Origin of the sequence: Streptomyces sp. NBC_00080 (genome assembly GCF_045041255.1) — a bacterium.
Classification (GTDB): Bacteria; Actinomycetota; Actinomycetes; order Streptomycetales; family Streptomycetaceae; genus Streptomyces; species Streptomyces coriariae.
The window spans coordinates 1-26,754 of sequence record NZ_CP108236.1; the positions used below are offsets into that span (position 1 = coordinate 1).

36 protein-coding genes and 1 pseudogene are annotated in these 26,754 nt (G+C 68.3%); 34 read left to right on the forward strand and 3 right to left on the reverse strand.

The window, feature by feature from the left end; translation table 11 throughout:
* The first annotated feature begins 1,076 nt into the window (after nucleotides 1-1,076).
* From OHU34_RS43555 to OHU34_RS43695, 29 genes and pseudogenes are all read left to right on the forward strand, one after another.
* Nucleotides 1,077-1,448 (forward strand): hypothetical protein, encoded by a 372-nt coding sequence (locus tag OHU34_RS43555; protein WP_331733059.1) that lies wholly within the window; start codon nucleotides 1,077-1,079, stop codon nucleotides 1,446-1,448.
* 67 nt (nucleotides 1,449-1,515) lie between these two features.
* Nucleotides 1,516-2,073, forward strand: coding sequence for a hypothetical protein (locus tag OHU34_RS43560; protein ID WP_331733062.1), 558 nt, complete (start codon nucleotides 1,516-1,518; stop codon nucleotides 2,071-2,073).
* 118 nt (nucleotides 2,074-2,191) lie between these two features.
* A complete protein-coding gene (locus OHU34_RS43565) occupies nucleotides 2,192-3,370 on the forward strand; it encodes a DUF932 domain-containing protein (RefSeq protein WP_331733065.1) in 1,179 nt (392 codons plus the stop codon).
* A 245-nt stretch (nucleotides 3,371-3,615) separates the two neighbouring features.
* Nucleotides 3,616-4,095, forward strand: a complete 480-nt coding sequence (locus tag OHU34_RS43570; protein ID WP_331733068.1) for a hypothetical protein — start codon at nucleotides 3,616-3,618, stop codon at nucleotides 4,093-4,095.
* Nucleotides 4,088-4,840 (forward strand): hypothetical protein, encoded by a 753-nt coding sequence (locus OHU34_RS43575; protein ID WP_331733072.1) that lies wholly within the window; start codon nucleotides 4,088-4,090, stop codon nucleotides 4,838-4,840. The genes OHU34_RS43570 and OHU34_RS43575 overlap by 8 nt, the downstream gene beginning before the upstream one ends.
* 173 nt (nucleotides 4,841-5,013) lie before the next feature.
* Nucleotides 5,014-5,898: a hypothetical protein gene (locus tag OHU34_RS43580; RefSeq protein ID WP_331733075.1), complete on the forward strand. Its 885-nt coding sequence runs from the start codon at nucleotides 5,014-5,016 to the stop codon at nucleotides 5,896-5,898.
* A 74-nt stretch (nucleotides 5,899-5,972) separates the two neighbouring features.
* The gene (locus OHU34_RS43585; protein ID WP_405772603.1) at nucleotides 5,973-6,218 is read left to right on the forward strand and encodes a hypothetical protein; all 246 of its coding nucleotides are present in this window, start codon (nucleotides 5,973-5,975) and stop codon (nucleotides 6,216-6,218) included.
* Between the two features lie 428 nt (nucleotides 6,219-6,646).
* Nucleotides 6,647-7,018 carry a hypothetical protein gene (locus OHU34_RS43590; RefSeq protein ID WP_331733081.1) on the forward strand — a complete coding sequence of 124 codons (372 nt, stop codon included), beginning with the start codon at nucleotides 6,647-6,649 and terminating at the stop codon, nucleotides 7,016-7,018.
* 52 nt (nucleotides 7,019-7,070) lie between these two features.
* Nucleotides 7,071-7,778: a hypothetical protein gene (locus OHU34_RS43595; protein ID WP_331733083.1), complete on the forward strand. Its 708-nt coding sequence runs from the start codon at nucleotides 7,071-7,073 to the stop codon at nucleotides 7,776-7,778.
* A 43-nt stretch (nucleotides 7,779-7,821) separates the two neighbouring features.
* Entirely contained in the window at nucleotides 7,822-7,974 is a 153-nt protein-coding gene (locus OHU34_RS43600; RefSeq protein WP_331733085.1) for a hypothetical protein, read from the forward strand.
* A 10-nt stretch (nucleotides 7,975-7,984) separates the two neighbouring features.
* Nucleotides 7,985-8,584, forward strand: a complete 600-nt coding sequence (locus OHU34_RS43605) for a hypothetical protein (protein ID WP_331733088.1) — start codon at nucleotides 7,985-7,987, stop codon at nucleotides 8,582-8,584.
* Between the two features lie 118 nt (nucleotides 8,585-8,702).
* The gene (locus tag OHU34_RS43610; RefSeq protein WP_331733091.1) at nucleotides 8,703-9,032 is read left to right on the forward strand and encodes a hypothetical protein; all 330 of its coding nucleotides are present in this window, start codon (nucleotides 8,703-8,705) and stop codon (nucleotides 9,030-9,032) included.
* A 104-nt stretch (nucleotides 9,033-9,136) separates the two neighbouring features.
* The gene (locus OHU34_RS43615; RefSeq protein ID WP_331733974.1) at nucleotides 9,137-9,994 is read left to right on the forward strand and encodes a hypothetical protein; all 858 of its coding nucleotides are present in this window, start codon (nucleotides 9,137-9,139) and stop codon (nucleotides 9,992-9,994) included.
* A gap of 163 nt (nucleotides 9,995-10,157) precedes the next feature.
* Nucleotides 10,158-10,856, forward strand: coding sequence for a hypothetical protein (locus OHU34_RS43620; RefSeq protein WP_331733094.1), 699 nt, complete (start codon nucleotides 10,158-10,160; stop codon nucleotides 10,854-10,856).
* 158 nt (nucleotides 10,857-11,014) lie between these two features.
* Nucleotides 11,015-11,359 (forward strand): hypothetical protein, encoded by a 345-nt coding sequence (locus OHU34_RS43625; RefSeq protein ID WP_331733098.1) that lies wholly within the window; start codon nucleotides 11,015-11,017, stop codon nucleotides 11,357-11,359.
* A 61-nt stretch (nucleotides 11,360-11,420) separates the two neighbouring features.
* On the forward strand, nucleotides 11,421-11,660 hold the full coding sequence (locus OHU34_RS43630; RefSeq protein WP_331733101.1) for a hypothetical protein: 240 nt from the start codon (nucleotides 11,421-11,423) through the stop codon (nucleotides 11,658-11,660).
* 57 nt (nucleotides 11,661-11,717) lie between these two features.
* Nucleotides 11,718-11,852: a hypothetical protein gene (locus tag OHU34_RS43635; protein ID WP_405772608.1), complete on the forward strand. Its 135-nt coding sequence runs from the start codon at nucleotides 11,718-11,720 to the stop codon at nucleotides 11,850-11,852.
* 338 nt (nucleotides 11,853-12,190) lie between these two features.
* Complete coding sequence (locus OHU34_RS43640) at nucleotides 12,191-13,663, forward strand: ParB N-terminal domain-containing protein (RefSeq protein ID WP_331733106.1); 1,473 nt, start codon at nucleotides 12,191-12,193, stop codon at nucleotides 13,661-13,663.
* Between the two features lie 80 nt (nucleotides 13,664-13,743).
* Nucleotides 13,744-14,136: a hypothetical protein gene (locus tag OHU34_RS43645; protein ID WP_331733109.1), complete on the forward strand. Its 393-nt coding sequence runs from the start codon at nucleotides 13,744-13,746 to the stop codon at nucleotides 14,134-14,136.
* Between the two features lie 100 nt (nucleotides 14,137-14,236).
* Nucleotides 14,237-14,572, forward strand: coding sequence for a hypothetical protein (locus tag OHU34_RS43650; RefSeq protein WP_331733112.1), 336 nt, complete (start codon nucleotides 14,237-14,239; stop codon nucleotides 14,570-14,572).
* A 121-nt stretch (nucleotides 14,573-14,693) separates the two neighbouring features.
* Nucleotides 14,694-15,125 (forward strand): hypothetical protein, encoded by a 432-nt coding sequence (locus OHU34_RS43655; protein WP_331733115.1) that lies wholly within the window; start codon nucleotides 14,694-14,696, stop codon nucleotides 15,123-15,125.
* Between the two features lie 56 nt (nucleotides 15,126-15,181).
* Complete coding sequence (locus OHU34_RS43660; protein WP_331733118.1) at nucleotides 15,182-15,793, forward strand: cell envelope biogenesis protein OmpA; 612 nt, start codon at nucleotides 15,182-15,184, stop codon at nucleotides 15,791-15,793.
* A 30-nt stretch (nucleotides 15,794-15,823) separates the two neighbouring features.
* Nucleotides 15,824-16,663, forward strand: a complete 840-nt coding sequence (locus OHU34_RS43665) for a hypothetical protein (RefSeq protein WP_331733120.1) — start codon at nucleotides 15,824-15,826, stop codon at nucleotides 16,661-16,663.
* Between the two features lie 11 nt (nucleotides 16,664-16,674).
* Entirely contained in the window at nucleotides 16,675-17,142 is a 468-nt protein-coding gene (locus tag OHU34_RS43670) for a single-stranded DNA-binding protein (protein ID WP_331733121.1), read from the forward strand.
* A gap of 451 nt (nucleotides 17,143-17,593) precedes the next feature.
* Nucleotides 17,594-17,962, forward strand: a pseudogene (locus tag OHU34_RS43675) (DNA-processing protein DprA); the annotation flags it as partial.
* 226 nt (nucleotides 17,963-18,188) lie between these two features.
* A complete protein-coding gene (locus OHU34_RS43680; protein WP_331733123.1) occupies nucleotides 18,189-18,992 on the forward strand; it encodes a class I SAM-dependent methyltransferase in 804 nt (267 codons plus the stop codon).
* A gap of 544 nt (nucleotides 18,993-19,536) precedes the next feature.
* Nucleotides 19,537-20,349, forward strand: a complete 813-nt coding sequence (locus OHU34_RS43685) for a hypothetical protein (protein WP_331733125.1) — start codon at nucleotides 19,537-19,539, stop codon at nucleotides 20,347-20,349.
* Nucleotides 20,346-21,154, forward strand: a protein-coding gene (locus OHU34_RS43690) for an IS5 family transposase (protein ID WP_405772612.1) whose coding sequence is annotated in 2 segments (ribosomal slippage) — nucleotides 20,346-20,693 and nucleotides 20,696-21,154 — 807 coding nt in all. Because the reading frame shifts where the segments join, the coding sequence is not laid out codon by codon here. The genes OHU34_RS43685 and OHU34_RS43690 overlap by 4 nt, the downstream gene beginning before the upstream one ends.
* 31 nt (nucleotides 21,155-21,185) lie before the next feature.
* Nucleotides 21,186-21,506, forward strand: a complete 321-nt coding sequence (locus tag OHU34_RS43695; RefSeq protein WP_331733128.1) for a hypothetical protein — start codon at nucleotides 21,186-21,188, stop codon at nucleotides 21,504-21,506.
* A 316-nt stretch (nucleotides 21,507-21,822) separates the two neighbouring features.
* Here the strand turns inward: OHU34_RS43695 and OHU34_RS43700 are convergent, their stop codons facing one another.
* Entirely contained in the window at nucleotides 21,823-22,587 is a 765-nt protein-coding gene (locus tag OHU34_RS43700; RefSeq protein WP_405772614.1) for a hypothetical protein, read from the reverse strand.
* 231 nt (nucleotides 22,588-22,818) lie between these two features.
* Between OHU34_RS43700 and OHU34_RS43705 the strand changes: the two genes are divergently transcribed.
* The 3 genes from OHU34_RS43705 (at nucleotide 22,819) to OHU34_RS43715 (ending at nucleotide 24,468) form a co-directional block, all read left to right on the forward strand.
* Complete coding sequence (locus OHU34_RS43705; RefSeq protein WP_405772616.1) at nucleotides 22,819-23,040, forward strand: hypothetical protein; 222 nt, start codon at nucleotides 22,819-22,821, stop codon at nucleotides 23,038-23,040.
* Between the two features lie 470 nt (nucleotides 23,041-23,510).
* Complete coding sequence (locus OHU34_RS43710) at nucleotides 23,511-23,729, forward strand: hypothetical protein (RefSeq protein WP_331733132.1); 219 nt, start codon at nucleotides 23,511-23,513, stop codon at nucleotides 23,727-23,729.
* 82 nt (nucleotides 23,730-23,811) lie between these two features.
* Nucleotides 23,812-24,468: a cellulase family glycosylhydrolase gene (locus tag OHU34_RS43715; protein ID WP_405772618.1), complete on the forward strand. Its 657-nt coding sequence runs from the start codon at nucleotides 23,812-23,814 to the stop codon at nucleotides 24,466-24,468.
* Between the two features lie 109 nt (nucleotides 24,469-24,577).
* On the opposite strand, the gene OHU34_RS43720 is transcribed toward OHU34_RS43715, so the two are convergent.
* Entirely contained in the window at nucleotides 24,578-25,345 is a 768-nt protein-coding gene (locus tag OHU34_RS43720; protein WP_331733137.1) for a hypothetical protein, read from the reverse strand.
* Nucleotides 25,342-25,875, reverse strand: coding sequence for a hypothetical protein (locus OHU34_RS43725; protein ID WP_331733140.1), 534 nt, complete (start codon nucleotides 25,873-25,875; stop codon nucleotides 25,342-25,344). Before OHU34_RS43725 ends, OHU34_RS43720 begins: the two co-directional genes overlap by 4 nt.
* Before the next feature lie 199 nt (nucleotides 25,876-26,074).
* Here OHU34_RS43725 and OHU34_RS43730 point away from each other — a divergent pair, with 199 nt between their 5' ends.
* Nucleotides 26,075-26,296: a hypothetical protein gene (locus OHU34_RS43730; protein ID WP_331733143.1), complete on the forward strand. Its 222-nt coding sequence runs from the start codon at nucleotides 26,075-26,077 to the stop codon at nucleotides 26,294-26,296.
* 47 nt (nucleotides 26,297-26,343) lie between these two features.
* A complete protein-coding gene (locus OHU34_RS43735) occupies nucleotides 26,344-26,682 on the forward strand; it encodes a hypothetical protein (RefSeq protein WP_331733146.1) in 339 nt (112 codons plus the stop codon).
* Nucleotides 26,683-26,754: the final 72 nt, after the last annotated feature.

A 26,754-nucleotide genomic window follows, 5' to 3' on the forward strand; every position in this document is an offset into this window, starting at 1 on the left:
GGCACGGCAAGACGTGCCATAGAGCGCGAATTGCGCAAGCGCAATTCGAATTCCCCCGCAAGCGGGGGAATAGAATTCCGTAAACGGAATTCTAAAACGCATCATAATTCGCGCAAGCGCGAATTATGAGCGACCGCGCAAGCGCGGTCGTCTGGGCGGGCAGCAAAGGGGACGAGTGCATCACGTGCGGCACTGTGTAGCTACTGGGATCCCAGCCCACTGCCCCGCAGGGTTGACGGCCGATCAGGTCTGACGGGTGGTCATAGGGAGCGGTGGCAGGCTCCGCTTGCGCTCCACCTGAACCCCTCCAAGACCCCCATTCCCGTACGACCACCCCTCAAAACCGCTCCGCCAGAGCACACACAAACCGGCCACCAAAGATTCGGACGCGCTCGCTCGCCAGACCGAAACGCAAACATGGCACATCGAAATGCATCATGATGTGTGCTGTGTAGTAATTGGGATCACGGTACGCCACCTCTTAGCCTGTAGAGAAAAGCCACACACAGAATCCAAAATTACCGGGGTCGAGTTCCCCAATATCGGCACAGAATCCCCGAATAGAGATGCCGGAATTCGGCGTGCGAAGGCCAGCGGAGTCGAACGGACCCCGTGACGGAGATTTCTCCTCTACCAGTGAGCCACCTGATTTTCCGCTCTGTCATTCGATCCCCATGCGGCCCGACTTGCGGGACCGGCCGGACCCGCACGGCCGAGCGCGGCGGCGGAGCCGACGCGCAGCAGGACACCAGTCGCGTCCGATCCCCGAATGCCTCCGCGCCGACCACGCCCGCCCCCGCCCCCTTCTCTTCTTCACACGGGTAGGGAGTAGCGGCAGCAGAGGGGATGTCAGCAGGCGTACCAGGCTCTGTTGTTGGGGTGACCTGGGGTGAAACGGAGACGCTCCAGGAGCCTGCGCAACATCTAGCGCAACCTCTACCGCAACACCATGGCGCAACATCCGGCGCAACCCGCAGCGCAACAGGGGTTCCACCCAAGCAAAGGAGACACTATTATATGAAGTACCGGGGGAGGCGACCCCCGAGGAACGCAAGGGACCAACGAAGGGGAAAGACGTGGAACTTACGATCACTGACGGGATCGTGCGCGGGGTGCGCGGTGCGGACGCGCCCATGACCGAGCTTGCGGTTCGGGCCCGCACGATCGCGAACCTTCTGCCCCTGCTGTGCGCGCGAGCAGGCGTGAAGATCGTGCACAACTCCGACCGGAATTACACCGGAATTCGGTTCGAGACCAAGGCCGCTGGTCCGGTCGTCCTGGAAATGCCGATGGGTGAGGAGCCTTACCGTCTGGTTCAGGAGTTCATCGACCCGGACAAGGCGGGGCGTACGGAAGTTGAGTTGCGGCGATTCCCGCAGATCTACAAGCCCCATGGAATCGCGCTCATCACGGCCGATTTCCTCCGGTCGAACGGGTTCCTCAAGTAATCCGCACGGGGGCACCCCGGTAGGGGTGCCCCCGTCCCCCGGCATCACTGAAAGGAGAAGGGAAGCCATGGAGAACACGCGGATTCCAGAGCAGGCCCAGGAAGCCGGAGCGCCGCTCACGGACGCCGAGAAGGAGCAGGCCCGTTACGCGCTCGCCGAGTTGGCGCGCAGCGAGCGGGACCCGGATGCCATGCGGGTATCTCGCGAACAACTGGACGTGGTCCGGTCGTTCTTCGAGTTGGGTTGGGCCATGGGTGTGCGCACCGGCCACACCGGCCCGGCCATGACTGATGTGCCGGTCGACCGGGTGACGGTTGACCGCGCGTTCGTCGGCCTACTGCTGTCCGAGCGGGTGGCGAATCAGCTTGCGCTGGCGGTGGCGCGCAGCCTTGACCCGCAGGACTCCGGTCCCGTGCTGTGGCAGAAGGTCAGGTATCACGGCAGCGTGACACGGTGTCACGGCGTGTACTGGGTGCAGGCGATCAAGGCCCAGGCCGGACCGGTCGTAGCGGACGTCCGCTACGACCTGTGCGAGGTGATCAGCGGCATTCCGGTGACCGCTGTCACGAACGTACGGCGGCAGAGCATGACGCCGCTGCCGGACTTCCGCGCGCCGCTGGTCTAAGTGTGCTGGTCAGGGGTGGGTTCACTCACCCCTGAAACACACTAATATTGAGTTTGTCGGAGGGGCGGTGGCTCCGCCCCCCCGACCCGCAGAAACCAACAGCGAAGGGGAACATCGCATGACTCAGCAGTACGCAGAGCGCGCCACGGCAGCAGCCCCCAGGGGTGCCCGCAACGCCGATCTCCGTGACCTGGTCACCATCCTGGAGGACCACAGGAACCGGAAGCTGGACGTCGTGGCTTCCGCGTCCGCACTGTCTTTCCGTGACGGGAACGTCCAGGTCGAGGGCATCGAGCGCCAGATCACGGAAGACGGCGTGACGGACGTCGACGGCACCTACCGCCCCACCGCCGTCGCCGATGAGGGCATAGCGGACAAGCTGAAGATCCCGGTGGGCTACCTGCGCCGCATGCGCGCCGAGAACGTCCCGCTTCTGGACGAGAACGTGAACGCGTGGCTGCGTCAGGACCCGCAGCGCAAGTTCATGCTCCGTGCGCTCCGTGGCGACAGCGGCCCCGGCATGCCGCCCGCCGTGGGCGTGGCCCGCGCTCTGATGTCCGACAGCTACAAGGTGATGGACAACCTGGACATCCTGTTGGCCGCCCTGGAGGGCGTGCAGAAGTCCGGGCACCCCACCGACGTCACCGGCTGTGATCTCACTGACCGTCGCATGTACGTGCGGGTCGAGTCCGAAGCGGTCGCGCTCAGCGCGCCCGAGCTTCTCAGCGGGTACCGCTCCCCGTTCGACGGCCGCAGCGGCGACGAACTCCCGGTGATCTCTGCCGGGTTCGTCATCACGAACAGCGAGGTCGGTGCCGGAGCGTGGTCGATCACCCCGCGTGCGGTGATCCAGGTCTGCCGCAACGGCCTGACGATGCCGCAGGACGTCATGCGGGCCGTGCACATCGGAGCCAAGCACGACGAAGGAGTCGTGTCGTGGTCGGAGGAGACCGAGAGGAAGGAACTCGCGGTCATCACGTCGAAGACGGCCGACGCGGTGCGCACGTTCCTGTCGCGTGAGTATGTCGAGGCGAAGGTGCGCGAGATCCAGGTAGCCGCCGGTAAGGCCGTGGCCGAGCCGACGAAGACCATCGAGCACGTCACCAAGACGCTCAGGATCAGCAACGAGACCAAGGAGACGATCCTTTCCCACTTCATCCGGGGTGGGCAGATGACGGCCGGGGGCGTGATGCAGGCAGTCACGTCGACCGCGCAGACCCTCGCCGACGCCGACCAGGCCGCCGCCCTGGAAGCGCTCGCGCTGCCCGCCCTCACGGCCGCCGCCGCGCACGGCTGACAGACCCCCGTGCGGGCCGGGCACCTCCCCCAGCCCGGCCCGCACGGGCCCCCAGCGCGGAGCGCGCAACCCAGCCCCGCAGGGAGCGCGTAGCGCGCCCGTCGCGCCCCCGCCGCGTAGCGGCGGCGCGACGCGCCGGCGGAGCAGACCGCGCGCGCCACAAGCCGCCCGTTGTGCGCAGGGGCGCAGTGCGGCCGGCCTCCACCGCCCACCGCCCACCGCCCACGTTCCCGCAAGGAGCCCTCATGCCTGCACGCCCGGAGCTCACCCACCCCGGCGATGCCGCCATCGCAGCCGCCATGAGCCGCACCCTGACCGCCCTTACCGCCGTGTTCCAGGCACTCGGAGACGGCGAACACACGCTCAACCTCGTAGCCCAGCGGACCGACGACGCGTTCGTCACGGGCCGAACCGATCTCTCCATCGGCACCGACCCGATCCGCCTGGCCGTACTGGACGAAGACGAGTTCTGCGCCCTGCGCGCCCTGCTGGTGTTCGCGCTGGAGGGGAGCACCATGCGCAGCGCCGTCCTGGTCGCCACCACGGCCGCCGAGCCCAACCCCCGTGCGTGCGCCGTACACGACGGGTGGCTTCACCCCATGGACACGGCCGCGCTCCAGGCCGCCGTCATTCCGTGCCCCGACGTCTGCGCTGTCACGCGCGAGGTCTACGACGCACCGGTCCTGCTACTCCTCGACAGCGACGAAGAGGACTCCCGTGCCTGACACGCCCGCCGTCACCCCGGCACCCACGGACCACGACGACATCCCCGCCCGGCAGCCCCTTCCCGGCACCAGGCTCATCGCCTACCGCCTACCCGCCTGCGGGATCGCAGGCTCTTACATCCACATGGACCGCGCGGACATCCATGTGACGTACAACCAGGTCATAGGCCGCGCGGGACAGTTTTCGGCCCAGGGAGTCAGTTACGGCCTGCGCACCGTAGGCGGCAGGGACGTCGACAGCTGGCTACGAGGCAGCCTCAATTTCTGGTTGTCCAGCGATGCACATATCGCGGACAACGGAGTGATCCGATACCGCCAGACCCGCGATCACTCGGTCGTCACATTCGTTCCGGACAAGGCATCCGGAGTCCTGATCAACCGGCCGGACGAGCAAGTGACAGCCGCCGCCTACCGTGTGACCGGCCCGACCGGCGTCACTCAGCTGTGGCGTGGTCGAGCGGTCCGCGACGCCATCGCCAAATGCCGCCAAAAGCCCCCGGTCGGTTGGCCCGCCGGGTGGGCACACCTCCTGCCCAACGCAACGGTCAAGTTCGAGCCCGGCGGGTTCCCGTGGAGTTCTGAGGAGATCTACACCGCCGAGCCAACCGACGAGCCTGCCTCGTGGGGCCCGCCATGCGCCGAGTGCGGGTACCCGGAATCCGAACACGACCCGGTGCGCCTGTGGGGCCGGTCCCGCACCGATGGCACGGGCTGCACCTGTTGGGTCCACCAGGCGCAGGAGTAGCCCACAGACGCCGTTCCCGCCCTTCCCAGCTCCAGGGGGAGGACGGACGGCCAACCCGGCCAGCGCGCCACTGGCCGAAGACCTGCCGCCCCGCCGCCCCGCACTCTCCCCTTCGGCGAGCGCGGGGCGGCGGGCCCCAGCCCACCCAGTCGAGCCCCGAGGAGTCGCAGCCCATGACCAGCCCGAGCCTGACCGTCGAGACCCCCGCCGGCCCCGTGCGCGCCACCGCCGGCCCCCGCGACGCCGACGCCGTCGTGTTCGAGCTGGGCGGGGCAATGCGCGGCAGCGTTCACGTCACCGGCACCACCGACCCCCACCGCTGGGACCAGTTCACCGCCGTACGCGCCTGTCTCGGCCCTGTGAACGCCTTCAAGACCACCGCCCCCGACGATGCCCTTCCACGGCTTGCCAGCAGCCGCACCGGCTACCACGGCAGCCTGACCCTCTACCGCGACAGCACCGACCGCCCCGCGGTGTCGGTACATCCGATCCTGTCCACTGCTGATCACCCACCGTCGGAGACGACGGAAGCCGTACTCACCACCGTCCTGCGCGGGTGCGCCGAGCACGTCGAGCAGCGCACCGATCTGCCCGCGATCCTGGAGGCCTCCCGGCATCGCGACACCCCCGGCCTGCTGCGCTTCCTCACCTGGTCCGCCTTCTACCACCAGGACGAAGCCGCCCGCCTGGAGCGGGAGGCCCGCGCCGCCCACCCCGCGCGCCGTGCCGCCGTGGCCTCCTGGTGGACCGCCGCCCACTGGTTCCTGGCTTCCCCGCACCCGGTGCTGCTGCTGATGCTGGCCGACCTCCCCTACTCGGTGTTGCCCAACTCGCTGGCCCGCACCGTCGACGTCAAGCAGTGGTGGTCCCCCTACTGTGTCGACGCGGCCGCTGAAGAGCGCGAGCACGCCCGCCGCGCCCAGGCGGAAGCCGACTCCCTGCGGGCCCAGCAGCGAAGGCGCCCGCGAGAGCTCCGCCCGGCCCTGGCTGGCACCCCCCTGACAACCCGAGGAAGGCGCAGGTCAGGGGCGGGTTCACACCATCCCAAAAGACACTAGTATTAGAAGTGCGAGAGGGGGTGACACGGACGCCCCCGCCCCCTCTCGCGCCGGAGTCGACCGAAGGAGCCACCGTGGCCAAGGAGTTCACATTCGCCGCCAACATCGGCTCGCTCGGCCGCCGGGTGCTGGACCCCCAGGATCACAGCACCTGCTACGGCGTCGTCTGGCACGACCCGAACGGTGTCTGCGGGTGGGTGGCCGAGTATCCCGGCAACCGCCCCGGCAGCGGCGGCGGCATCCCCGGCTTCGCCAGCCGCCTTTGGGCCGCGCGCTTCCTCTGCCGCTACCGCAAGCCCGAGGCTTCCGGGCGCCCCTAGACCACCACCCCTCGCCCACCACCCCGCCCGTGATCGCTGCCTGACCAGAAGGATCCCGAAATAACCCTGACCACCGGTCGGCAGTACGCCCGCACCCTCGAGACCGGCGACCGCTACATCACCACCGACGTCGACAATGAGCGCCACGAGGTCACCGTCTCCACCATCAGCGACCACCTCGACGACTCCAACTCCGTCCACCACCAGTTCGCCGACCCGGTCCGCCACGCGCACTACACCTACTCGGCCCTCGTGCACGTCACCTACCGGGCGCCCCGCTGCCCTCACGGCAACGAATGGCGGTGGTGCGAGCGCGACCCGTGCGTCGACTGCGAATGGCCAGCCGAGATCGACACCGCGTACATGGGCAACACGCCTGCCCGCACCGACTCGTGACCCCCGACACGGAAGAGAAGGAGCCACCGATCATGCGTTGGCTGATGAGCCTCGGTGAGCGCACCCGCCCCGACGCACCGACCTATGCCGAGGACCCCGCACCCGACCAGGCGCGCGCTCTCGCCCTGGTCGACGACTTCGCCCACCTCTTCACCGTCCTGAAGGAGTGGCGCCAGGCGTACGGCGAGGAGCTGACCGCCTGGGCCGTACAGGTGGAGGCCGACGACGTCGAGAACCTCCCCGCAGAGGTCATCGAGCAGTGGGAATGGGAGGGCGCCCCGGTCCGCATCGACAGCGAGCGGGGCGGCTACGTGAAGGTGTCCGACTTCCGCGACGTCCCCGTACGCCCGGGCATCAGCGCCCGCACCACCACCGGCCTCCCGCTGTGGACCACCGCCCCCTGACCAGTCCGGCAGACCGCTCGCGCTGCTCACCACCCCCAGGGAAGGAGAAACCGTGCCCGTCGGACGCCACTTCGGCCTGGTCATCAGCCGCCTCCCCCGCATGACATACGCGGCGACGGTCCGCGCCGCCGAGAACTGCCGGTTCATGTGCTCGGTCTGCTTCGAAGACTGCTGGGGCATCTACCGGCTGCACGGCGAGACAGCGTGGCTGTGCTCACAGTGTGCCGACATGAAGGACAACGGCCTGGTCCCCGGCCCGCGCCTCCTCGACACCCAGCCGCCCCGTGCGCTCAGGGTGGGCGAGCAGCTGCGCAGCCCCGAGGGCGTCTGGGACGTCACCAGCTCCGAGCGCGTCGATACGCGAGAAGACGGCACCCGCCAGCAGGCCCGCAGGTACGTCCTCACTCGCGAGGACGGCCACGAGGAACAGTGGCGGGGCTACGACATGGTCGGCTTCCACCTGATCCCGGCCGGGTTCGAGCACATCACCCGAGCACGCTGCAACGAGCTGGCCAGCGCGCTCACGGCGGCCGGCCTTGCCTGGGAGGACAACGGCCGCCAGGACTCCCCCCGACATCTGGCATACACCGCCACCGGGCCCCGCGGCCGCCAGTGGTCCATCCGGCCCGTCCCTGGAATCGACTTCGACCCGTGGCAGCCGTCGAGCCTGTGGCGGGCCGTGTGCGCCGCCCCGCCGCACCAGAGCCCCGTCATGTCCGCCCGGGCCCTGGCCGACCACATCCGAGAGCCCCCCGCGTGAGCAGCCAGCCACGCCCGTGGCGCCCAGAGGACTTCGACGACCGGTGCGAGACCTGCAACGCACCCGCGGCCCGCTGTGCCGCCCGTGGTGCGACACCGGATACACCGCCGAAGACGCCCGCCGCGACGCCAAGCTCCGCGGCCAGAACGCGAGCGGCCCCACCCCGGACACACCCACCAGCCATGCGAAGGAGTGAAGGAGTCGCCGTGCCCCAGGAGTTGAACACCCAGGAGCAGCTGGACGCGTTCGCCGCCGAGGTAGCGCGGGAGTTGGGTACGCACTGCCGGACCGCCGAACTCGCCGACTGCGGGCGCGGTTTGGGACGGCTCATCATCGACGGTGACGGTCATGCCCTGCGCCTGTGTCAACCCAATGACCGCCGCCCCGACCGGCTGAGGATCTACGCCGCGCTCCCAGACGAGAACAAGACCGTCGCGCCGTCGATCGGAGTCACGGCCAGCAGCGCCCGCCATGTGGCACGCGAGATCGCCCGGCGGCTGTATCCGCTGCACGCCGAGGCCGCCCAGCAGGCCGCCCGCGAGCAGGTGGAAGAGATCGGCCGCCGCGCCGTCGCCGAAGCCTTGGCCGGCGCACTGCCCGGTGCCCGGATCGAGGAGCAATTCCGGCGCACCCAGATCATCTGGCAGCACGCCACCCGGCCGCCCGGGCAGCGCGGCCCTGTCCAGGTCGACAGTGTGTGCGCAGTCGTCAGAGCTTCCGGGACGTCTGTGCAGGTCGAAGCATCCGGCCGCCCCAGCCCTGTGATCTCTATGCTCGCCGCATTCGCCCAGGCGTCACAGGAGTGAAAGGGAAGGTCAGGGGGTGGGTTCCCACTTCACCAAAAGACACTATTATTGATGGAGTGAGAGAGGGAGGCACGCATCCCCTCGAGGCACGCACTTACCTGCCGTCCTGGAGGCCACGATGGCCGACACCGTCAGCATCCCGTCCGATGTCGCCGAGGCGTTCACCGACGCCTGGTGCACCACCGCCATCACATCCAACGTCGCCGCCAGCCTCGGATGCACCGAAGCCGACGCACTCGCCGACCTGCTCCGTGCCCTGGGTGCCGAGCAGGCCCCCGACAAATGGATCGACGCCCACGCCGAGGACGACGAGCCGAACGACCGCCACTTTCAAGGTCCCGTGCCCCCTGACGCCTCACTCGCGGCCGACGGGGTGCACTGGAGCCCCGCCCCGCCAACACCCAGGACGAACCCCTTCAGCCAGCCCACGAGAAAGGCGTGCACGTGACCCCCACACCTCAGCCCTCCAAGGACAGCGGGAACGAGCCCCACACCGCTCGACCGCGTGCGGGCGACAGGGCTCTCGCCGACCGCCAGACCACGCCCGCGGTCCTGCGCCGTGAAGTCGCCGGCACCCTCGGCCTGCTCACTGACGAACACGACTTCCGCGCCATGGAGCATTACCGCACCTTCGCCTTCGCCGACTTCACGACCTATCTGGCCGCAGTCGAAGACCTCCTCAGGAGCCGCGCGTCCCAGGGCACCCACACCACGGTCGCCCTCTTCGACCCGCAGGAGTACGCCGACTTCTGCACCGACACCGGCCTCGACCCCGACAGCCCGCCCAGCCGCTCCCGCTTCACCGCCGAACTCGCCACCATGGGCACGACCCTCCCGTACGACGGCCAGCCCCTGGCCGACCTGACCTCGGCCCTGGTCGACGAAGCCGTCCGCCAAGCCACGCGGGACTACGCCTCCACACTTCTGGCCCGTCTCGGCGCCTGCACCTGCTGCGGCGAGGACATCGGCCGAACAGCCTTCGCCCGGTCCTCGGACCTGCTGGCCCTCATCCTCGACACGGCCCGGCCGGGCCACCGACACATCGTCTGCAGCGTCTCGGCGGCACCCGAAACCCTGGTCGCCGTCCTGCACGCGGATACGGACCCGGACGGCACGGGCCAGCTCGACGAGACCGAAGCCCTCGAATTCACCACGCTCCTCGCCCTCGGTCTGGCGACCCGGAGCCCCGGCGGACTCGTCATGCGGACCACCGCTCCGAGCGCCCGGGACCGGGTCTACGGCTGGCGACTGCGCAAGGGAGATCTCGAACCCCTCACCGCAGGCGAGGTCTTCGACGCCTACTGCACCGACGCCCGTTCCGGCGACCTCGTATCCCCGGAATCGGACGTCGACTACTGCGTGCCACCAAACCTCGGCCCGGACGCCACGCAGTCGACCCACCAGCACTGAAAGTCCCCGGCTTGCCGTAAACCAGCAGGTCAGGCGGGGGGTTCACGTCAACTCAATTCACACCATTATAGAAAGTGATCCCGGGCCGTCGCCTCACCGGTGTCCCGCCCGCCAGGGCGACGGCCCGCCCCCTTCCCCCGAATCCAGTTCTCAGGAGCTTGCCGTGCAAGGGAACCCGATGCCGGTCATCGACTGGTACAGCAACAAGGCCTACCAGTGCCCGCGCTGCCACCACGACACGGTCGCGAGCCCCTCCCGCTGGGAGGTGTACACCTGCTGCAACTGCGCCACGCGCTTCGCCCGCTTCCCCCGCCTGCAACGCATCCTGCGCCACGTCGGGGTCACCTGCGAGTTCTGCACGGAGCGCCACCCCGTACTCGTCGACGGCAAGCCCTTCGGGTTCCTGCGCTGCCGACACAACGGCGTCGGAATGTACACGGAGCATCAGTTCGAGGCGTGGCTGTACGACACGGACGAGTTCGCCGACCATCGCGACGGTGTGCACTACCGCAGCACTCGCGCGAGCCGCGCGGAGGCCATGGCCGACCTCGCCCACTGGCGCAGCATGTTCGGCCCCATCGAGGACGACCTCAACCCCGTCCTCACCGTCGTCGCCGACGAGCAGTTCAACAAGTACGGACCGGGCGTGACCGGGGAGCAGCGCGACGCGCTCCTCGAGGGCACGCTGGAGGTCTACGGCATCGGTACCCTGCGCGCCTATACCCCGCCGCACCCCCAGCGCGGGCAGTTCTACGCCGACGCCGCCACCTTCACCTGGGGCCTGATCGCCCCGTCCGGCCTGGAAGGCATCTACACCAGCGCGGCACCGAAGTCCCTGGCCGCGTACGCGCCGCAACTCTGACCTGCCGCGCGCAGACTCGCCCGCGTGTCCCTTTGCAAAGGTCAGGGGTGGGTTCACACACCCACATATAACACTATTATTAGTAGTAATTGGGGCCGCCGCCTTCTCACGTCACTCACGAGGTGACGGCCCCCTCCCGTCCAGCCCCAGGAGTTGCCATGCTTCGAACGCTGCTCCGCGCACTGCGACCGGCACGCCTCCGCATTCCCGCCCGGCGGTTCACCGCCGGAATCGCGGCACTGCCGCCCACAGCGCGCGAAGCACTCGGCACCGACGTCACGGCGGGGGAGGCCATCGCCTACAACCGCGTCCGCGTCGCCACCGCGACCGCCGTCGCCCTCTACCGCAGCGGATACACGCTGCCGATCTCCGACGACGACCTGGACGACGCGGTGCTCGCCCTGGACTTCCCCTACTCGGCCCCGAGCCCGGAGACCCGCGCGTCCATCCGCGCCACCCTCGCCGTCCTGGAATCCGACTACACCGTCACCGTCACCCACTGACCGCACGTCCACCCCGACCGTGGGCCGCCCTGGCCGGGCGGCCCACACGGAAGGAGGCCCGGTGTTCCTCGTCGTACCCGACCCCGCTCACGGACTCGTCGCAGCCCCGCAGTCCTCCGACGACCTCACACCCCTCACCGAAGAGTCCCTTGCCGCCCGGGGGCTCGCCTGGAACGACGAGATCGAGGCGTACACCCGCCAGGCCGACCACGACCCCGCGGCCGTGGACGACATCGCCGGCATGTTGCGCGAGTTGGGCCACTACGTCTTCTCCGTCAACAGGCCGCTGCCCAGGAGCTGACCGCTGCCCGGCCGGCCCCGACCCACCGCCCGCCCGATGTGTAGATGGAGTTCCGCCATGCCCCGACGCCGCACCCCACCGCAGCGGCCCGTCCGGTACACCGCCACCGAGGACGAGGGGCGCCAACAGGTCGTGGACCAGCTCCACGGATACGCACTCAGCAGGCCGCCGCGGACGCGGTACGCGAGCTGACCGCCAACCCAACAGCAGCAATCAAAGCCGTCGAGGAGCTCGACGCCGCACAGAGGGGCCCGGCCGCCGCCGAACGCCGGATCCTTCGCCGTTACGGGTACGGCTGGAGTCTGACCCTATTCAGCGGCTGGCCAACGACCCAGACGTTAAAGATCAAGCTGAGCTACGGCCTGGCCGACCACCGTACGGAACGCTCCACCTCCGCCACGGGTCAGCATTTCCGCAGTTCAGAGGGTATCTAGCCCTCACCCCAAAAGACACTAATATTGCATATGAAGCGAGGGGGCGACACCCCAACCGCCCCAATTCGCCGAACAGGCAAGGAGAAGGAGAGCCCCATGGCCACCGCCGTCTCGACCCAGCCCACCGAACCCGTCACGCACGAGGAGGAAGACGCGCCGCAGATCGTCCTGCTCGACCCGGCGCAGGTGGTGCGTGACGAGCAGAACGCCCGCGAAACCGGCACCGAACCGGACGAGGAGCTGATCGCCTCCGTCAAGGAGATCGGTGTCGAAGAGACCATCAGTGTCCGGCCCCGGCCCGACGGCACGTACGGCGCTTTCAAGGGCTGGCGGCGCGCGCAGGCGCAGCAGGTCGCCAACGCCACCGCCGAACACGACGGCCGCCCGGTACGCAGGATCAGGGCGCACGTGCGGGACGACCTGGTCGGCCGTGACGGCTGGACCCGGTTCCTGTCCCTGGTCGAGAACAAGCACCGCGAGGGAATGAGCGAGCGCGACATCCTGAAGTCGCAGGAGCTGTCCCTGATCGACATGAGCGACGTCGAGCGACGCCAGGCCACCAAGGCTCTCGGCGTCGGCCGCAACGCCGCCAGGCAGGCCAAAGCGGCGCAGAAGCTCGACGACGCCACCCTTCGCCGGGCAACGGCCGGAGGCATGGACCTGGAGCAGACCGCCCAGCTCGCCGAGGTCGAGCACGTGCGCGGCGCGGAGCACCGTCTGCTGCGAGCGCTGAAGCGCGACCACGAGGAAGGCAACGGCGGGCGCGGCCACTGGGACCAGGAGATGGCACTGCTCAAAGCCGAGCAGGCCGACGACGACGCCCGGACCAAGGCCGAGGAAGACCTCAAGACGGCGGACATCCCGTTGCTGCGGCAGCCGGGGTACGGGCAGAAGGACACGTCCAAGCCGCTGGCCGAACTGACCACCGGGCTGGGCAATCCGCTCACCGAGGACAACCACAAGAACTGCCCCGGCCACAGCGCCCGGCTCGACGGCGAGCACCAGCCCGTGTGGCACTGCGCCGACCCGGCCGCGCACGGCCACAAGGTCCGCCCCCAGCCGAAGAAGCCCAGGACGGAGGAGGACGAGGCCAGGGCTGAGGAGCGCCGCAAGGTCATCGCCTGCAACCGGGCCTGGAAGGCCGCCGCCGGTCCCCGTCAGGACTTCGTCGCCCGCCTCGTACGCCAGAAGACCCTGCCCGACGCGGCCCGCGTCTTCGCGCAGGAGATCGTGCTCACCCTCCCGTACTTCTACAGCTCCTGGACCGACAAGCACGAGTCCGAGACCGTCGCCCGCTTCCTGGGCATCAAGGAGCCCGAGCACGCGGACCTGACGGAGACAGCGGTGCAGCTGCCCAAGGCACGCATCGTCAACGCGCTGTTCGCGCACGTCGCCGCTGCCTGCGAGTACGACATCCGCGAGCCCAAAACGTGGTCGAACCTCACCCTGCGGCAGGCCCGCTACCTGCTGCTCCTCGAAGCGCTCGGCCAGGACGACAACGGCAGCTACCGGCTGTCCGAGGTCGAGAACCAGGCGGTCGCCCGTCACCGGCCCGACACCGCCTCCTGACCAGCACCTTCCCCAAGCCCCGGCCGGGCACTCCCATGCCCGGCCGGCCCCCCCCACCTGCGTGAGAGAGGCGAAACAGCATGACCGTCACCATGAACGAAGTCCTCGAATTCATCGGCCAGCTGCCAGACGCCATCCAGATCTCGAAGCTCCAGGAGGCGTCCGCACGGCGGCTCCGCGCGATCGACAAGGAAGCGTCCGCGGGCCTCGTGGCCGGACGCCGGGCCCGCATCAACGACTCGCTGCGCCCGGCCCTGCTGCGCGGTCTCACCGGCACCGTGCAGGAGCGCAACCGCACCGGCAGCCGGGCGGGCTTCCTGCTGGACGAGGAGTCCACCCGCATCCTGCGCCGCGACCCGCGCAACGGCGAGCCGGGCAGGCCCAAGTACCGCATCCCCGAGGACACGAAGCGCTTCCGGATTCCGGGCAGCGGCATCCCCGTCTCCTGCCTGGACGAGATCGAGGACGACTGACCTGGCCTGACGGCGCCGCCCCGCCAACGGGGCGGCGCCCGCCCCCATCGATCAACCGGCCGGAAACCTACCCAGCCCGGCCCGCACATGAAAGGCAGTCATGACCGACCAGCAGCAGGCCCCGTCCCCCGACCCGGACGGCGAGGCCCCCGACCGCCCCCTGAACCTCGCCGTCCTGCGCCACCTGGTCCGCAAGGACTGGAAGGACCTGCCCGGAGCCACGCTCGTCGTGCTGTCCCGCGACGCCGAGGGCAACCTCTTCTCACCGTTCTCCACCTACAGCTTCTCCCGGTACGCGCCGACCCACAGCGAGCTCGTCGGCGACGTCTTCCCGCTGCCGGAAGAGCTGAAGGAGGACGAGTCCCTGCGCGAGCTGTACGCGGACGGCATCCCCGACACCGCCGTCCCCGCACTGGTGCTCTTCCCGCTCGGCTGACCAATCGTCCACCGGGGCGGGGCGCCCGCAGCGGCCGACCGCCCCGCCCCGGTGGACGTCAACTCCCCTTCGACCGGCGCGCCTTTTCGGCCCCCGCCCATGAAAGCGATGTGTCACCGCCATGTCCGCTCCAGCACAAGACCCCACGGAAGAACCGCAGGCCCCGGTGCTGGTCATCAGCGACAGCACCGACGACGATCCGGTCGGCCTGCGAACAAGCCCGGTACCCCGCCTGCATCTGCCGTCGCCGTTGTTCAGCGCCGAGGAATACCACTGTGCACCGCTCGTGCTCCTGGACGACCGCAGCTACACCGGCTTCACGCTCCGCCACGTGCCGCACCGCCGGGGCCTGATCATCGTCCTGGTCGACCCCGACGACAGCTCCATCTATCCCCGGGCTGCCGAAATCGGCGCCGAGGCAGTGATCAGCGCCGGAGACAACCTCAGCTGGCTGCACCTGCGCCTGCACGACGCCACCGGCTGCCGCTACGCCCACTGGGAGGCGCTCCTGGCCGGCGGTCCCGCCGACCCTCCACCACCGGCCAGCAACTGACGCCCGGCACCCAGGCCCCCCAGTCGCATCCGCCGCGATCCGAAGGAACTCACCCCATGCACGCGATACCCCAACGCTGTGCCCACCGGCCGCTGGCGGGCGGGCTGGTGGTGCCGTACGTGACCCTGATCCACGACGGCCACGCGGCCTTCGGTGGCCTCGACGCCGACAAGGCCCACGCCGCCTTCCGGCGACGTCTGTGCCAGATCTGCGGATTGCCGCTGGACGAACGGTACTTCCTGCTCGTCCGCCCGGCCGACGTCAGCGAAGGCTGCTCCCCGGAACCGGCGCTGCACCCCGAGTGCCTGCCGTACACCGCCGAGCACTGCCCGATGCTGAACGGCACCTCCACGCACTACCGCCGCAGCCCGGTCCTGGCCAGCCACCCCGCCGGACGGCCCTGCACCGATCCCTCCTGCCTCTGCCTGTCGCGCACCACGGACGAGGGTCACCTCGCCCGCAGCGGCAGCCCTGCCGACCGGTACGAGGCCTGGATGATCCACACCCGGAACTACCAGCTGGTCTCGCTGCCCGAGCGGCCCGATGTGCCCTCCGGCATCAGCCTCAACGTGCCTGTCCTGCGTAAACGCGTGGTGCGCACCGCGACTCTCACCCCCGAACAGCAACACCTGATGGACCTCTTCAACAGCCTCATGAACGAGGCCTGACCACCCCGTTCCGCACGGAAGGAAACCGCCATGCTGATCAAACCGGACCCGGCCACGCTCGCAGGCGAGGCCATCATCGACCTGGCCGACCTGATGGACGGCCTCCAGGAGCACACCGGCGAATGGCCGGGTGCGGACACCGTCGACATCGTCGAAGGACGGCTGAGCCGCTTCACCTTCGCCGTCCCCGACGACCTCACCACACAGGCAGCCGGCCGGGCATGGGCGCTGCGCCAGTGGGACCGGCACAGCGATGACGTGACCCTCTGGTCCGACGAGGACTCCGCCCTGGCCTCGCTCGCGCAGGAGGTACGCAGTTCCTGGGACAACGTGGCGGGCACCGACGGTGTCCCGTACCGGCCTCCCGCCGACGACCAGGCGGTCGTGGATTTCTACTACGGCCCGGAGAAGAGCCGCGGCGACGCGGGCTACACGCTGTACCCCGTCGACATCTCCCGTCTCGTGCGCGCGCCCCTCTGTCTCAGCCTCTCAGACGCCGAGGCCTGCGCGGAAGCGAACAGTTCGGCGGTCTTCCACGCGCAGGAAGGCCCAGACGACGAGGGCCTGCCCTGCATCGAGATCGCGGGCATCCTCGTGTTCGTCTACCTCGACGCCAACTGCGGGGCCGTACGGGTCTCCGTTCATCTGGACACCACCGCCGAACAGCTGGTCCGGGCCGACGGAACAGTCCCGGTGCAGGTGGAGATCGAGGACGCCACGGTGTTCGACAACCTCACCCCGCCGCCGGCCCCGGCGCAGCCGACCGGGTGGAAGGCCCACTTCCGGCGTCTCGCCCGCCGTCCGCGCTCCCCGGCGGCGGAAGTACCGACAGGGGGTTGCCCTCCCGATACACACTATTATTTTATGTAGGAGGTGTTCACATGGCCCCGTCCGTCACGCACGTGACCGGCACCGTCGCCGGTGGCGTGGAAGTCCGCTTCACCCAAGACGGCATTGCTGTCTGCCGGTTCCGCCTCGCCGAGACCCCCACGCAGTGGGATACCACCGTGCAGAAGTGGCGTGACCTGGACCCGATCCCCTACATCTGCACCGCCTGGCGGGACCTGGCCAGCAACGCCGCCGAATCGCTCGTCGACGGGGTCAACGTCCTGGTCAAGGGGCGCATCACCGGAGTCAAGGACGACTCCATCTACCTGAGCGTCGACGACCTCGGCATCAGCCTGCGCAGGCGCATCGCCTACACCGAAACCAGCCTGCCCAGCCCGATCGCCGCCCGCCCGGTCACCGCGCACCCGGCGTCTCAGCCCGCCACCGCCTCCCCGGCCACCGGGCGACCGGGCAGCCCGCCCGCCTGGTGGGAGGAGAAGCGGGCCTCCACCTGGACCTAGCCCGGCTCCTCCACCCGGCCGCCGACGGCACTTCCCTTCCCGTCCTCTGGCCACGTCCGCCTTCGCCCTTCCCGGCGCGGTACCGGTTCGCCTGCCGGTGCCGCGCCCTGCCCGAGCGAGCCGCACGCGCCGCGCTCGCTGCTCACTTCGCCCCCGGGCAACTCGCGGCCGACCTCGACGAGTACACCCCGGACGAGGTGTGGGACCGGCGCGTCGGAAGCGACGTCAGCGGGCGCCTGGCCCACTACCGGCCACACGAGGAACTCGCCCAAGCGGAGCTAACCTGCCCGTTCGTCATTCCCTCGGACGAGGAGTGGCCCACCGCCCTCGCCGACCTAGGGCCGGCCTGCCCGCTGGGCCTGTGGGTCCGCGGCCGCGAGCGACTTGCGCGGCTGGCTGACAATTCCGTCGCCGTGACCGGCAACCGGGTCCCCACCGAGCAGGCCGTCACCCTCGCCACGACTTCGCCTGTGCCCTCGCCGAGGCCGATCACACGGTCACTGCCACGCTCGCCTACGGCGTCGACTCCAGCGCCCACCAGGCCGCCAGCGGGACAGGCCGGGCAACGCTGGCCATCCTGCCGCGCGGCCTGGACGGCGCCCACCCTCACACGCACGCCCCGCTGCTGCGTTCCATCCTCGACGGCGGCGGCGCGGCGGTCAGCCTGTACCACCGGATCAGTCTGCGCCGCATTTTTCCCCAGGTTGGGCGGTTTGAGCCTCATGTAATTCCCCATCCCGAAGAGGCGGTCGCTGGCGGTCCTTCATCCGGACGCGGCGTTTCGGCAATTTCGGCAATCAGTTTGGATGGCTGTGCCTAAAGCGCTCCGCAGTGAACGCGCGCTTGCCGACCGCGGTCCCCATCGTGGCCGATGGGGCGCCGGTGGAGTGGGGACCTGCGTCGGTGCGGCGTGCCGCGAAATCCGGTGGAGTCTCAGCGGCCGGAAGTGGTTGGGTCCTGCTCAATGCTTCGCTGACACGGCCCGGCACAGTGCGAGGCGCAAGGTCCGAATCGCAGGCGCGGTCTAGCCCGCGTGTCGTCGAGTGATGGAGGTTATCGCGGTGGCTGGTTATGGGGCGCTTTCCGACGTATACGAGTGGCTGATCGGGGACGACAGGTTGACCCCCGCCAAGGCAGCCGCGGTTTACTACAGCGATGTCGTGGGCTCTATGCCGCCCAACGCGCGCGTCCTCGACTGCGCGTGTGGAACCGGCCAGCTCGCCGTCGGCCTTGCGAGTCTTGGCCTTGACGTGGTCGCCGCAGACGCCAGCAGTGGGATGGTTCGCCGGACCGAGAAGGCCGCCGACGAGCAGGGTGTCTCGCTTCGAGCCCTCCGCGCGAGCTGGGACGAGCTGCCCGACCACCTGGAGGACTCCACGTTCGATCTGGTGTTCTGTGTCGGCAACTCGCTCGGCCACGCTGAGGGCGCAGCCGGGCGCCTGACCGCACTGGACGCGATGTCGCGGCTGCTGAATCCGGGCGGACGCCTCGTGCTCACGTCACGCAACTGGGAGCTCGTGCGCTCCGCCGGCTCACGGGTAGACGTCCGCGATCGACTCATCCGCCGCAACGACCGCGATGCGGTCGTCAGCTACTACTGGCAGGTCGAGCAGCACTGGGAGCAGGAACACTTCCTCGAGATCGTGGTCGCCCGGATCGAGCCGGATGGGGCAGTGCGAGCCTGCTCGGAGCGGTTGTCCATCTGGCCCTACCGGTACGAGGACCTCGTGGCGCAGTTGCGGAGCGTCGGGCTCACGGTGCAGTCCACCACCTTCGACCCCGAGAGCGATGGATACCTGGTGGTCGCCAGCCGCGACCAGGCGCGAGGCACGTCTGAGCCGACGCGCTGATCCGCCTTTCGTCGTCGTGGTTGCCGACCTGCCAGCTCGCGACCGCCTGCAGCGCTTCGCGAAGTGTTCAGCGCTTGAAGCGGTTGCTGCGGGTGCGGTCCTCACCCTGCATCTGACCTGCTCAAGCTGCGGTTGGAAACAGCTCGCGAACTGCCTTGGCGTCAGCCCACGTCGGTAGCTGGGGAATTACGTGAACTTCCACAACGTGCTGTGCACGCGTGACGCGGCCACGCCGCACGAGGGGCACGCTACCGTCTGCTGCCGGCCATGCAGTCGATCTACACCACGTCCCCGACGACGTCCACCGCGTCGATGACCAGCCCCTCGACGTCATGCCCCAGACATCTTCGTCCCGCACGAACACCATGCTGACGGCGGGGCATTGCCGATCATGACGGATATTTAGAACTGACCTCCACGAAGTATGCGCCGCAGTCGTTTCGATCTTCATCGCCGCTGCCCGCTCGCTGATGCAACCATTTGACTGACCTGCGAGGGGCGACGATTCTCCCTGGAATAGCCGGTACCTAGGGGAGGGAACCCGATGACCGACCAGACGGACGCGCAGCACCCCCACGAGCCCGAGGGCGGCGCGGAGCAGGTCCCGGCGCCGACGCCGGCGCCCGCCCAGAGCGAGAAGAAGGCGCAACGCCCGTCCCAGCGGCCGGACGTGTCCTACACCCCCGTGTCCAACGGCATGGACTACCTGGTGAGCGTCTTCCAGCACCTGACCGAAGGCGAGAAGCCGCCCGGCGCCCGCGACCTCAAGTACACGGTGCTCCACCTCCAGGCGGCCACCGAGGTACTGCTCAAGGCCCGGCTCGCGCGGGAACACTTCAGCCTCATCTTCCAGAACCCGGTCGAGGCCACCCACGAGACCTGGGAGAGCGGCAAGTTCAAGAGCTGCGGCACCCTGGACGCCTTCGACCGCCTGCGCAACATCGCCCGCCTGGGCCTCGATGCGAATGACCGGAAGCGCATCAAGGAGCTCGGGGAGAGCCGCAACGCCCTCCAGCACTACGGCCTGACGTACAACGCGTACGCCATCGAGTCTCGCGCGGCGAGGGTGCTCGAATTCCTGATCACGTTCATCCACCGGCACCTCATCCCAGGACTCGACCCTGCCGAAGCCCGGGGCGTCGAGAGAGACATGGACTCGTTCCGGTTGCAGCTCAAGGGCATTGAGACGCTGGTCAAGCAGCGCATGAACAACCTCCGGAGCAACCTGGCCAAGGTCGCCGACGTGACGGTGAAGTGCCCGGACTGCGAGCAGTGGGCCATGGTCGCCTATGACGGCAAGGACGAGGGTCCTAAGACGACGTTTCCTTTGGCGAGGAGAGTCGTTGTGTTGGTATGACGAGTCTTGCTGAGCATCTGGTCTCGGATGAGTTGTGGGAGTTGTTTCGGCGGGTGGTGCCGGAGACGGTGGTGGTGCGTCCGCAGGGCGGGGGCCGTCGGCGGGCCGGGGACCGTGAATGTCTGACCGCGATCGTGTTCGTGGCCACGTCGGGTTGTTCCTGGCGGCAGTTGCCGCCGGTATTCGGGCCGGCCTGGCCCACCGTCTACCGACGTTTCGCGCGGTGGACTCAGCAGCGTGTCTGGGCTCGACTGCATCGCGTCATCCTCGACGAACTCGGTGCTCAGGGCGGGCTGGACTGGTCACGATTTGCCGTTGACTCCGTGAGTGTCCGCGCCCTCAAAGGGGGCAGCTGACCGGACCGAATCCGACCGACCGCGGCAAGTTGGGATCGAAAATCCATCTCGTCGTCGATCGAGCCGGCCTGCCTGTATCTGTCGCCATCTCGGCCGCCAACACTCACGACAGCCTGGCCCTGCAACCGCTGGTGATGGGGATCCCGCCGGTCCGCAGCCCTCGCGGTCCACGCCGTCGCCGCCCGGCAAAGCTCCATGGCGACAAGGGCTACGACTATCCCTACCTGCGTCGATGGCTCCGCGAGCGGAACATCATTCCTCGCATAGCCCGGCGAGGCGTTGAGAACTCACAACGCCTGGGCCAACACCGCTGGGTGGTTGAACGGACCATGTCCTGGCTCGGCGGATGCCGCCGCCTCCACCGGCGCTACGAACGCAAGCCCGAACACTTCCTCGCCTTCACCGCCATCGCCACCAGCCTCATCAACCACCGCCGACTCACCAAGTGAAACGACGTCTAACTGCCTGTTCTGCCATCAGGTGTGGCCGGACAATCCGGAGCCCTCCGCCGTCAACTACGCATGGATCATCCTGGGCCAGGACGAGCATTCTGTTTTCCAGGACGGCGGCGATCCGCCGGTAGTCGACTGCCCGGAGTGCGGGGTATGCGCCCTCGTGCCGGACGCGGTGACCGCGGCAGGCCAGCCCGGGGCGACGCCCCTGTGCTTCTCGTGCGGCACCGTCTTCAAGCACCTGATCGACTGTGAAGGCGGCTGCGGGTCTGTCCTCGACATAGGACCCGATGACGACTCGATCCCCATGTGCTCCGACTGCATCGACATCCGGTACGCCCGCTTCTGAGCCCGCACTCCGTAACCTGATCCACTTGAGAGGCAGTGCCATGCGTACTGGATACAGCCCGCAAGGCCATAGGCCGGAGCCGACGACGGCCTCCGCCACCGGCTCTCCGATCTCGCCGACCGAGAGCCCTGGCAGCGACGCCTACGCAGACATGAGCACCCGACTCGCGGCACCGAGGTCACTCGTCTGTGCCCTGTCCTCCTGAAGCTGCCGCGAAGTGACCAGTAGCTCACAGGACGGAGACGGCTCCCGGCCGGGAGGCGCCCGATCGGGGGCCGTATGCGCAGCGGCCACTCTCGCCCCCGGAGCGTCCGGGCTACGCGAGCGGGGCGTTGGCGTCGGTGAGGTCTTCGACCACGCCGGGGTCGAGCTCCGCGGCGCGATCCCGCAAGCGCATCTGCTGCGCGGGGGTCAGGCCGAGCTCGTCGTCGAAGGCGAGGCGCTCGAGGGCGGCGGCGATGTAGCCGGGCGCGGCTGCTGCCAGGGCCTGGTCCATGGCCTCGCCGACAACGTCTGCCGCGGGCAGGCCAGCGGAGTAGTGCGCGGCGATGCCGTATGTCTCGGCCGCCCGCGTGTTGATCCGCTCCAGAGCGGCCTGCACGTTGGTGTCACCCTGGTCGGCACGCAGGACGAGGTCCACTTGGTCGCGGCAGTTGAGGGCAGCGGTCACCGGCCAGAGACCAGACGCAGTCGGCCGCTCGGGGGCAGCCTCCTGCACCACCTCGGCGGCCAGGGTGTCCTTGGGCCTGCGTCGCAGCTTCTCCTTGAAGCGACGCGCCCCGTCCTTGAGGTACGGGGTGGCGACCTCCACGGCAGCGACCGTCACGGTTCGAGCGACGTCCATCGCAATGTCGGTGGCGCAGTTGACGAGGAGATTCCTTAGGCCGTCCCTGTAGCCCTCGTCGTACCGGTCGGCGGCGTCGAAGAGTTCGGCCTGGGCAACGAGCGAGTTGTCCCGGTCATCGCGGGCGGTACCCCGCATACCGCCGGAGGAGGCACGGGAACGGTCGAGGTGGGTGCCGGCGGGGAACTCGACCAGCATAAACTTTCGATTCGGCTGCGGCCGTTGATAGTTGGACATGACGGAACTGTAGGGGGCCGCACCGACAGCGCGGCCGTTTTCAGGAATCGCCATCAGTCGTCGCTGAGGAGGTCGTTCACCTCGTCCTCGCTCAGCCCGAGTGCCTCGTCCGTAGCCCCTTATCGTGCCGATCCTCCCGCGTCCGGCTGCGAGGAACGTGCCTGATGTGCCTGCACAAGCTATGGGCCTGTGACCAGCAGTTGCACTTGACAGATGCAGATAAGGCCGCCGGTGACGGTGCAGTTTGGCCTGTACGACGTCGTCGACGGCGAGCGACGGCTGTGTGGTGTGGCTGTGTTCGGGGTGCCGGTGAGCACCGCCGCCCTCACCAAGCCACTGCCCGAGCTCCGGCCGTACACCGAGTCGTTGGTGTGCTCGCGGTTCATCCTGCTGGATGCTTGGCGGGTAGTTTCGGTCGCGGGATGGATCGTCATCGGGGACGTGCTGACGTAGACCATCGAGCGGCGGATGTGCCTGGCCAAGCGGACTGAACTGCTGCGCAAGGGACTGGCGGGGATCGGGGAGAGGTGGCCAACTGGAGGCCCCAAGGTCGTCTTCAGACAGTGGGTCGAGGCGACCGAAGGCGGACTACAGGGTCATGTTTAGGCGTCAACGACCCCCCGTGTGTTGCCGAGTGTCCAACTGCACGGTCCGGGGAGACAATGAACGTGAGACGCAGCGATGAGTCTGCGTGGAGGAAGCAGAGTGTCGGATCGGGCGCCCATGATCGGTTGGGACAGCAGTGGCCGGTGGCTGTACTGGGTTCGACCAGCACCCAGGATGGCGTAACGGCGCTCCACACTGACGGGAAGATCGTCGTTCTTCCGCATGGTGGGCTGTATACGAGGCCCAGTGCCCTCGGAGTCGGGACGGCTCGCCGCTGCGGGGGAACACGCTGTACCAGGCGTTCGTGCGGGCGCGGAATGCAGCCGGAGCACCGGCACGACATGGGGCGGGATCGCGATCAGACGTTCAAGGACGGCGAGGAAGTCGTCACCTTGCAGGAGACGCGGTTCCGCCAGCAAGGCGAGCTGATGAGTGTGGAGACCACTACACAGGGTATCGAGGTCGAGGAAGGCGGCTCCAACGCCGCTTACCTGCGCTGGATACGCGACGAAACGGCAGCGTCCAGCGGCCGGTAGCCCGTCGTTCTCAAGTTGACACCACGGAGGGTGAACAATGATGCCGACACCTCTACCGACCGATCCCAGCCCGGTGCTATATGTGTCCAACAAGAGCTACGGCCTCGACGACAGTGGTAGGTACTGGTTACGCGGCAATGACCATAAAAAGATAGTACTTAAGGGTATCAACATCCCGCTCGTCGATGACTGGGATTTTCCCGCTAGTCGCCCCTACGGTAAACTGGAGGAGTTGGCGAAGACGGGCGCAAATTGCGTCAGGATTCAGTGGTATGCGCAACATCCTGCCGCGTCGCGTCCCCCGTACGCCACGGCCGACCTAGACCGCGTGCTTGAGAAGTGCCGGACCAGCCGCCTCGTGCCCATCGTGGAGTTGCACGACTGCACGTGCAAAGAGGACCCCGAGCTTGTCAACAGTGAGCTGATGAGCTGGTGGACTCGGCCGGACGTGCTTGGGATGTTGAAGAGACATGAGCGATATCTCATCATCAACCTCGCCAACGAGTTGGGCTGGTACCGATGGCAAAATTGGTCACCTGCAGCCCTGGATAAGTTCAAGGTTGCGTACAAGAAGGCGATCACCAGCATTCGCAGCAAAGGGCTTCGAATGCCGATCATGATCGACGCACCGGACTGCGGCTCATCGGTCAACGCTTTTTTTCAGCGCCGGCCAGGAGTTGATCGATCACGACCCGCTGCACAGCATCCTGCTCAGTGCACATGCCTACTGGGGCGATGACTACGACGGGTCCGCCGATGTGAATCTGGCGATTGGGGCGAAACTTCCCATCGTTCTCGGCGAGATCGCCAACAAGCAATTTGCGAACGACAACGAGTGCTTCTACGGGCTAGACGGAACAAATCTCGATAACCCGCCACGCACCGGATTCCGCTACCAGAATCTGCTTATCAACCTTACGCAGCGGGAAGTCGGGTGGCTTGCATGGGCCTGGTACAAAGATAATTGCGAACATCGAAGAATGACACCGGACGGCAATTACACCGGCGCTATCGACGGCAGCCCCACGGGCTTGACGCCCTACGGCTCCGACATCCTGCACCAAGGTACGTACGGTCTTCGACTGGGATACTTCAGGCCGCAGAAACTTGACACCCTGCCTGGGGCACCGCCTGTGTGACAGTAAGGTCACGGCCGACCGCAGGGACTCCAGCGCCTGGTGCAGGTAGGCGATGCGGGGCAGGTCGCGGCCGGTGGCCACCGCGTTGCGGCAGGCGAAGCACAGCAGGAACGACACCGCACACGGCATCCCGGCCTGGCTGTGGTCGGAGTTGAGGAAGTCCGCGCACGAGGCGACCGGGGTGCGCAGCCGGCCGGCCACGATCCGGTGCGCCACCTCCACGTCGATCCCGGCCTCCTTGGCCACGAGCTCGGCACTCACCTCGCCCTCGGCGTCGGCCCTCGCGACCAGGCGCATGGCGACCGTCTGCCGGGCGGAGGCCACAGCCTGGGCCAGCCCGAGCTCCACCGCGCCGCGCGAGGCGGCGCGGACGTCCTCGTCCTGGAGCTGGTAGTCCCGCTCGTGGGTGGCCTGGGTGTTGTTGCGGGCCCGACCGTGGTGCGCCTGCGCGCTGTGGCGCAGTGCCTGGGAGTTCACCCGGGCGGGAAGTCGACGCCGTCGGCGCGGACCTGCTGCTGCCAGCGCCGGATCGCCCCGTCCAGAGCGGCACCGAGCGCGTGGTCGCGCAGATTCTCGCTTCCGGAACCATGTCGCACTCCAACCCCCTGTACGCCGACCCGGTCGAGTTCGCCGCGACCCGGCACCGCATTGTCATCAACCTGTCCGGCGGGAAGGACGGACTTGTGGCCGGCCTGATCGCGATGGACGCTGCCCGCCAGGCCGGTGTCGCCGACCGCGTCTGGACCGCCCACGCCAGTTTGGGACCGATGGAGGGTGAACGCCTGGTACACCATCTTCGTCTTCCACGGGCCCGTGCAGGTGCGGGCCCTACCGAGCCAGGGCCAGTCGCCCCGCTCCGCGATGAAGGTCAGCAGGTCGAACGGCACCCGCTCACCGTCGACTTCACGGCTGCGGCGGATCTCGACATGCCGCTCGGGCGGCACGCCGAGGGCCTGGCTGTGCAGTTCAGCGGGTTCGCTGGCATTCGGCCAGCGAACTCCGTCCATGGTGACGGAGGGCCACCGCAGGTCCGCGCGCTCAGGAAGGAGACGGACGGCCCACTGATGTTCGCAAACGTGCTCAGGATGCGGGCCGAGGAGAGCCCGGACCGCCTGCACCCTGGCCAACCACCGCGATCTGCTGCTGACCGCCGGGCGCCGCCCGCGGCTCGCCGAGCTGTGCGCGCTGGTCGAACGTGTCCGCCAGGTGCCGTTCAACCCGAACATCACCATGGCCGAGCTCATCTCGCTGTCCCGCCGGCCCGGCGCCCCGGACCCTGGCGTCGAGGTTGAGGAGACCGAGGACTTCGAGCGGATGGAGCGCGACGTCCACGGCGCCTTGCGTAAGCCGCCCACATGGGACTCCAAGGCCCGTACCGGGCCGGGCATGCTCCTGCACAGCGCCGCCGGGTGCGATGGCTGCAGCTGACCACCACACCGGCGATCACCCCCATCTGGGAGGGATACTGAGTGACGATGACGACGACCCAGCGCATCCTCGACCTCGCTGCGGCGGCACCGGCCAGCCACGGCGAGGACCTGGTGCTGCTCCTGGCCGAGGCAAACGAGCTGTACCAGCAGGGCCTGCAGGATCTGCACCGGGAAGTAGCAGAGCGCCTCAGCGGCCTGGCCACCTCGGACCTGATGTTCGCGGCGGAGACGGCCGGCATGCCATGTGATTCCTCGCAGGGCCGCGCCGAGGTGATCCTGCTACTGGCCCTGGTCGAGTGGGAGATGACGCCCGCCGCCATGGCATTCATGGAAATGGCCGAGGCCGCCGCGCGCCGCGGGGTCTGCCTGATCCCCGAGGAGTAGGCCGGAAGCCAGCACGGCCGCCGACGGAAAACTATGAGCCGCGGACTGGACCTCCCTCCGCACCTTCTGCCA

Bases quoted from the DNA above. Each gene is read 5' to 3' on its own strand.
- OHU34_RS43670 (WP_331733121.1), top strand. From the start codon at position 16,675: ATGGCCCCGTCCGTCACGCACGTGACCGGCACCGTCGCCGGTGGCGTG.
- OHU34_RS43735 (WP_331733146.1), top strand. From the start codon at position 26,344: ATGACGACGACCCAGCGCATCCTCGACCTCGCTGCGGCGGCACCGGCC.
- OHU34_RS43710 (WP_331733132.1), top strand. From the start codon at position 23,511: ATGCAGCCGGAGCACCGGCACGACATGGGGCGGGATCGCGATCAGACG.
- OHU34_RS43650 (WP_331733112.1), top strand. From the start codon at position 14,237: ATGACCGACCAGCAGCAGGCCCCGTCCCCCGACCCGGACGGCGAGGCC.
- OHU34_RS43660 (WP_331733118.1), top strand. From the start codon at position 15,182: ATGCACGCGATACCCCAACGCTGTGCCCACCGGCCGCTGGCGGGCGGG.
- OHU34_RS43700 (WP_405772614.1), bottom strand. From the start codon at position 22,587: ATGTCCAACTATCAACGGCCGCAGCCGAATCGAAAGTTTATGCTGGTC.
- OHU34_RS43655 (WP_331733115.1), top strand. From the start codon at position 14,694: ATGTCCGCTCCAGCACAAGACCCCACGGAAGAACCGCAGGCCCCGGTG.
- OHU34_RS43590 (WP_331733081.1), top strand. From the start codon at position 6,647: ATGCGTTGGCTGATGAGCCTCGGTGAGCGCACCCGCCCCGACGCACCG.
- OHU34_RS43665 (WP_331733120.1), top strand. From the start codon at position 15,824: ATGCTGATCAAACCGGACCCGGCCACGCTCGCAGGCGAGGCCATCATC.
- OHU34_RS43725 (WP_331733140.1), bottom strand. From the start codon at position 25,875: ATGGACGGAGTTCGCTGGCCGAATGCCAGCGAACCCGCTGAACTGCAC.
- OHU34_RS43685 (WP_331733125.1), top strand. From the start codon at position 19,537: ATGACCGACCAGACGGACGCGCAGCACCCCCACGAGCCCGAGGGCGGC.
- OHU34_RS43570 (WP_331733068.1), top strand. From the start codon at position 3,616: ATGCCTGCACGCCCGGAGCTCACCCACCCCGGCGATGCCGCCATCGCA.
- OHU34_RS43565 (WP_331733065.1), top strand. From the start codon at position 2,192: ATGACTCAGCAGTACGCAGAGCGCGCCACGGCAGCAGCCCCCAGGGGT.
- OHU34_RS43635 (WP_405772608.1), top strand. From the start codon at position 11,718: ATGCCCCGACGCCGCACCCCACCGCAGCGGCCCGTCCGGTACACCGCC.
- OHU34_RS43625 (WP_331733098.1), top strand. From the start codon at position 11,015: ATGCTTCGAACGCTGCTCCGCGCACTGCGACCGGCACGCCTCCGCATT.
- OHU34_RS43680 (WP_331733123.1), top strand. From the start codon at position 18,189: ATGGAGGTTATCGCGGTGGCTGGTTATGGGGCGCTTTCCGACGTATAC.
- OHU34_RS43560 (WP_331733062.1), top strand. From the start codon at position 1,516: ATGGAGAACACGCGGATTCCAGAGCAGGCCCAGGAAGCCGGAGCGCCG.
- OHU34_RS43645 (WP_331733109.1), top strand. From the start codon at position 13,744: ATGACCGTCACCATGAACGAAGTCCTCGAATTCATCGGCCAGCTGCCA.
- OHU34_RS43610 (WP_331733091.1), top strand. From the start codon at position 8,703: ATGGCCGACACCGTCAGCATCCCGTCCGATGTCGCCGAGGCGTTCACC.
- OHU34_RS43580 (WP_331733075.1), top strand. From the start codon at position 5,014: ATGACCAGCCCGAGCCTGACCGTCGAGACCCCCGCCGGCCCCGTGCGC.
- OHU34_RS43640 (WP_331733106.1), top strand. From the start codon at position 12,191: ATGGCCACCGCCGTCTCGACCCAGCCCACCGAACCCGTCACGCACGAG.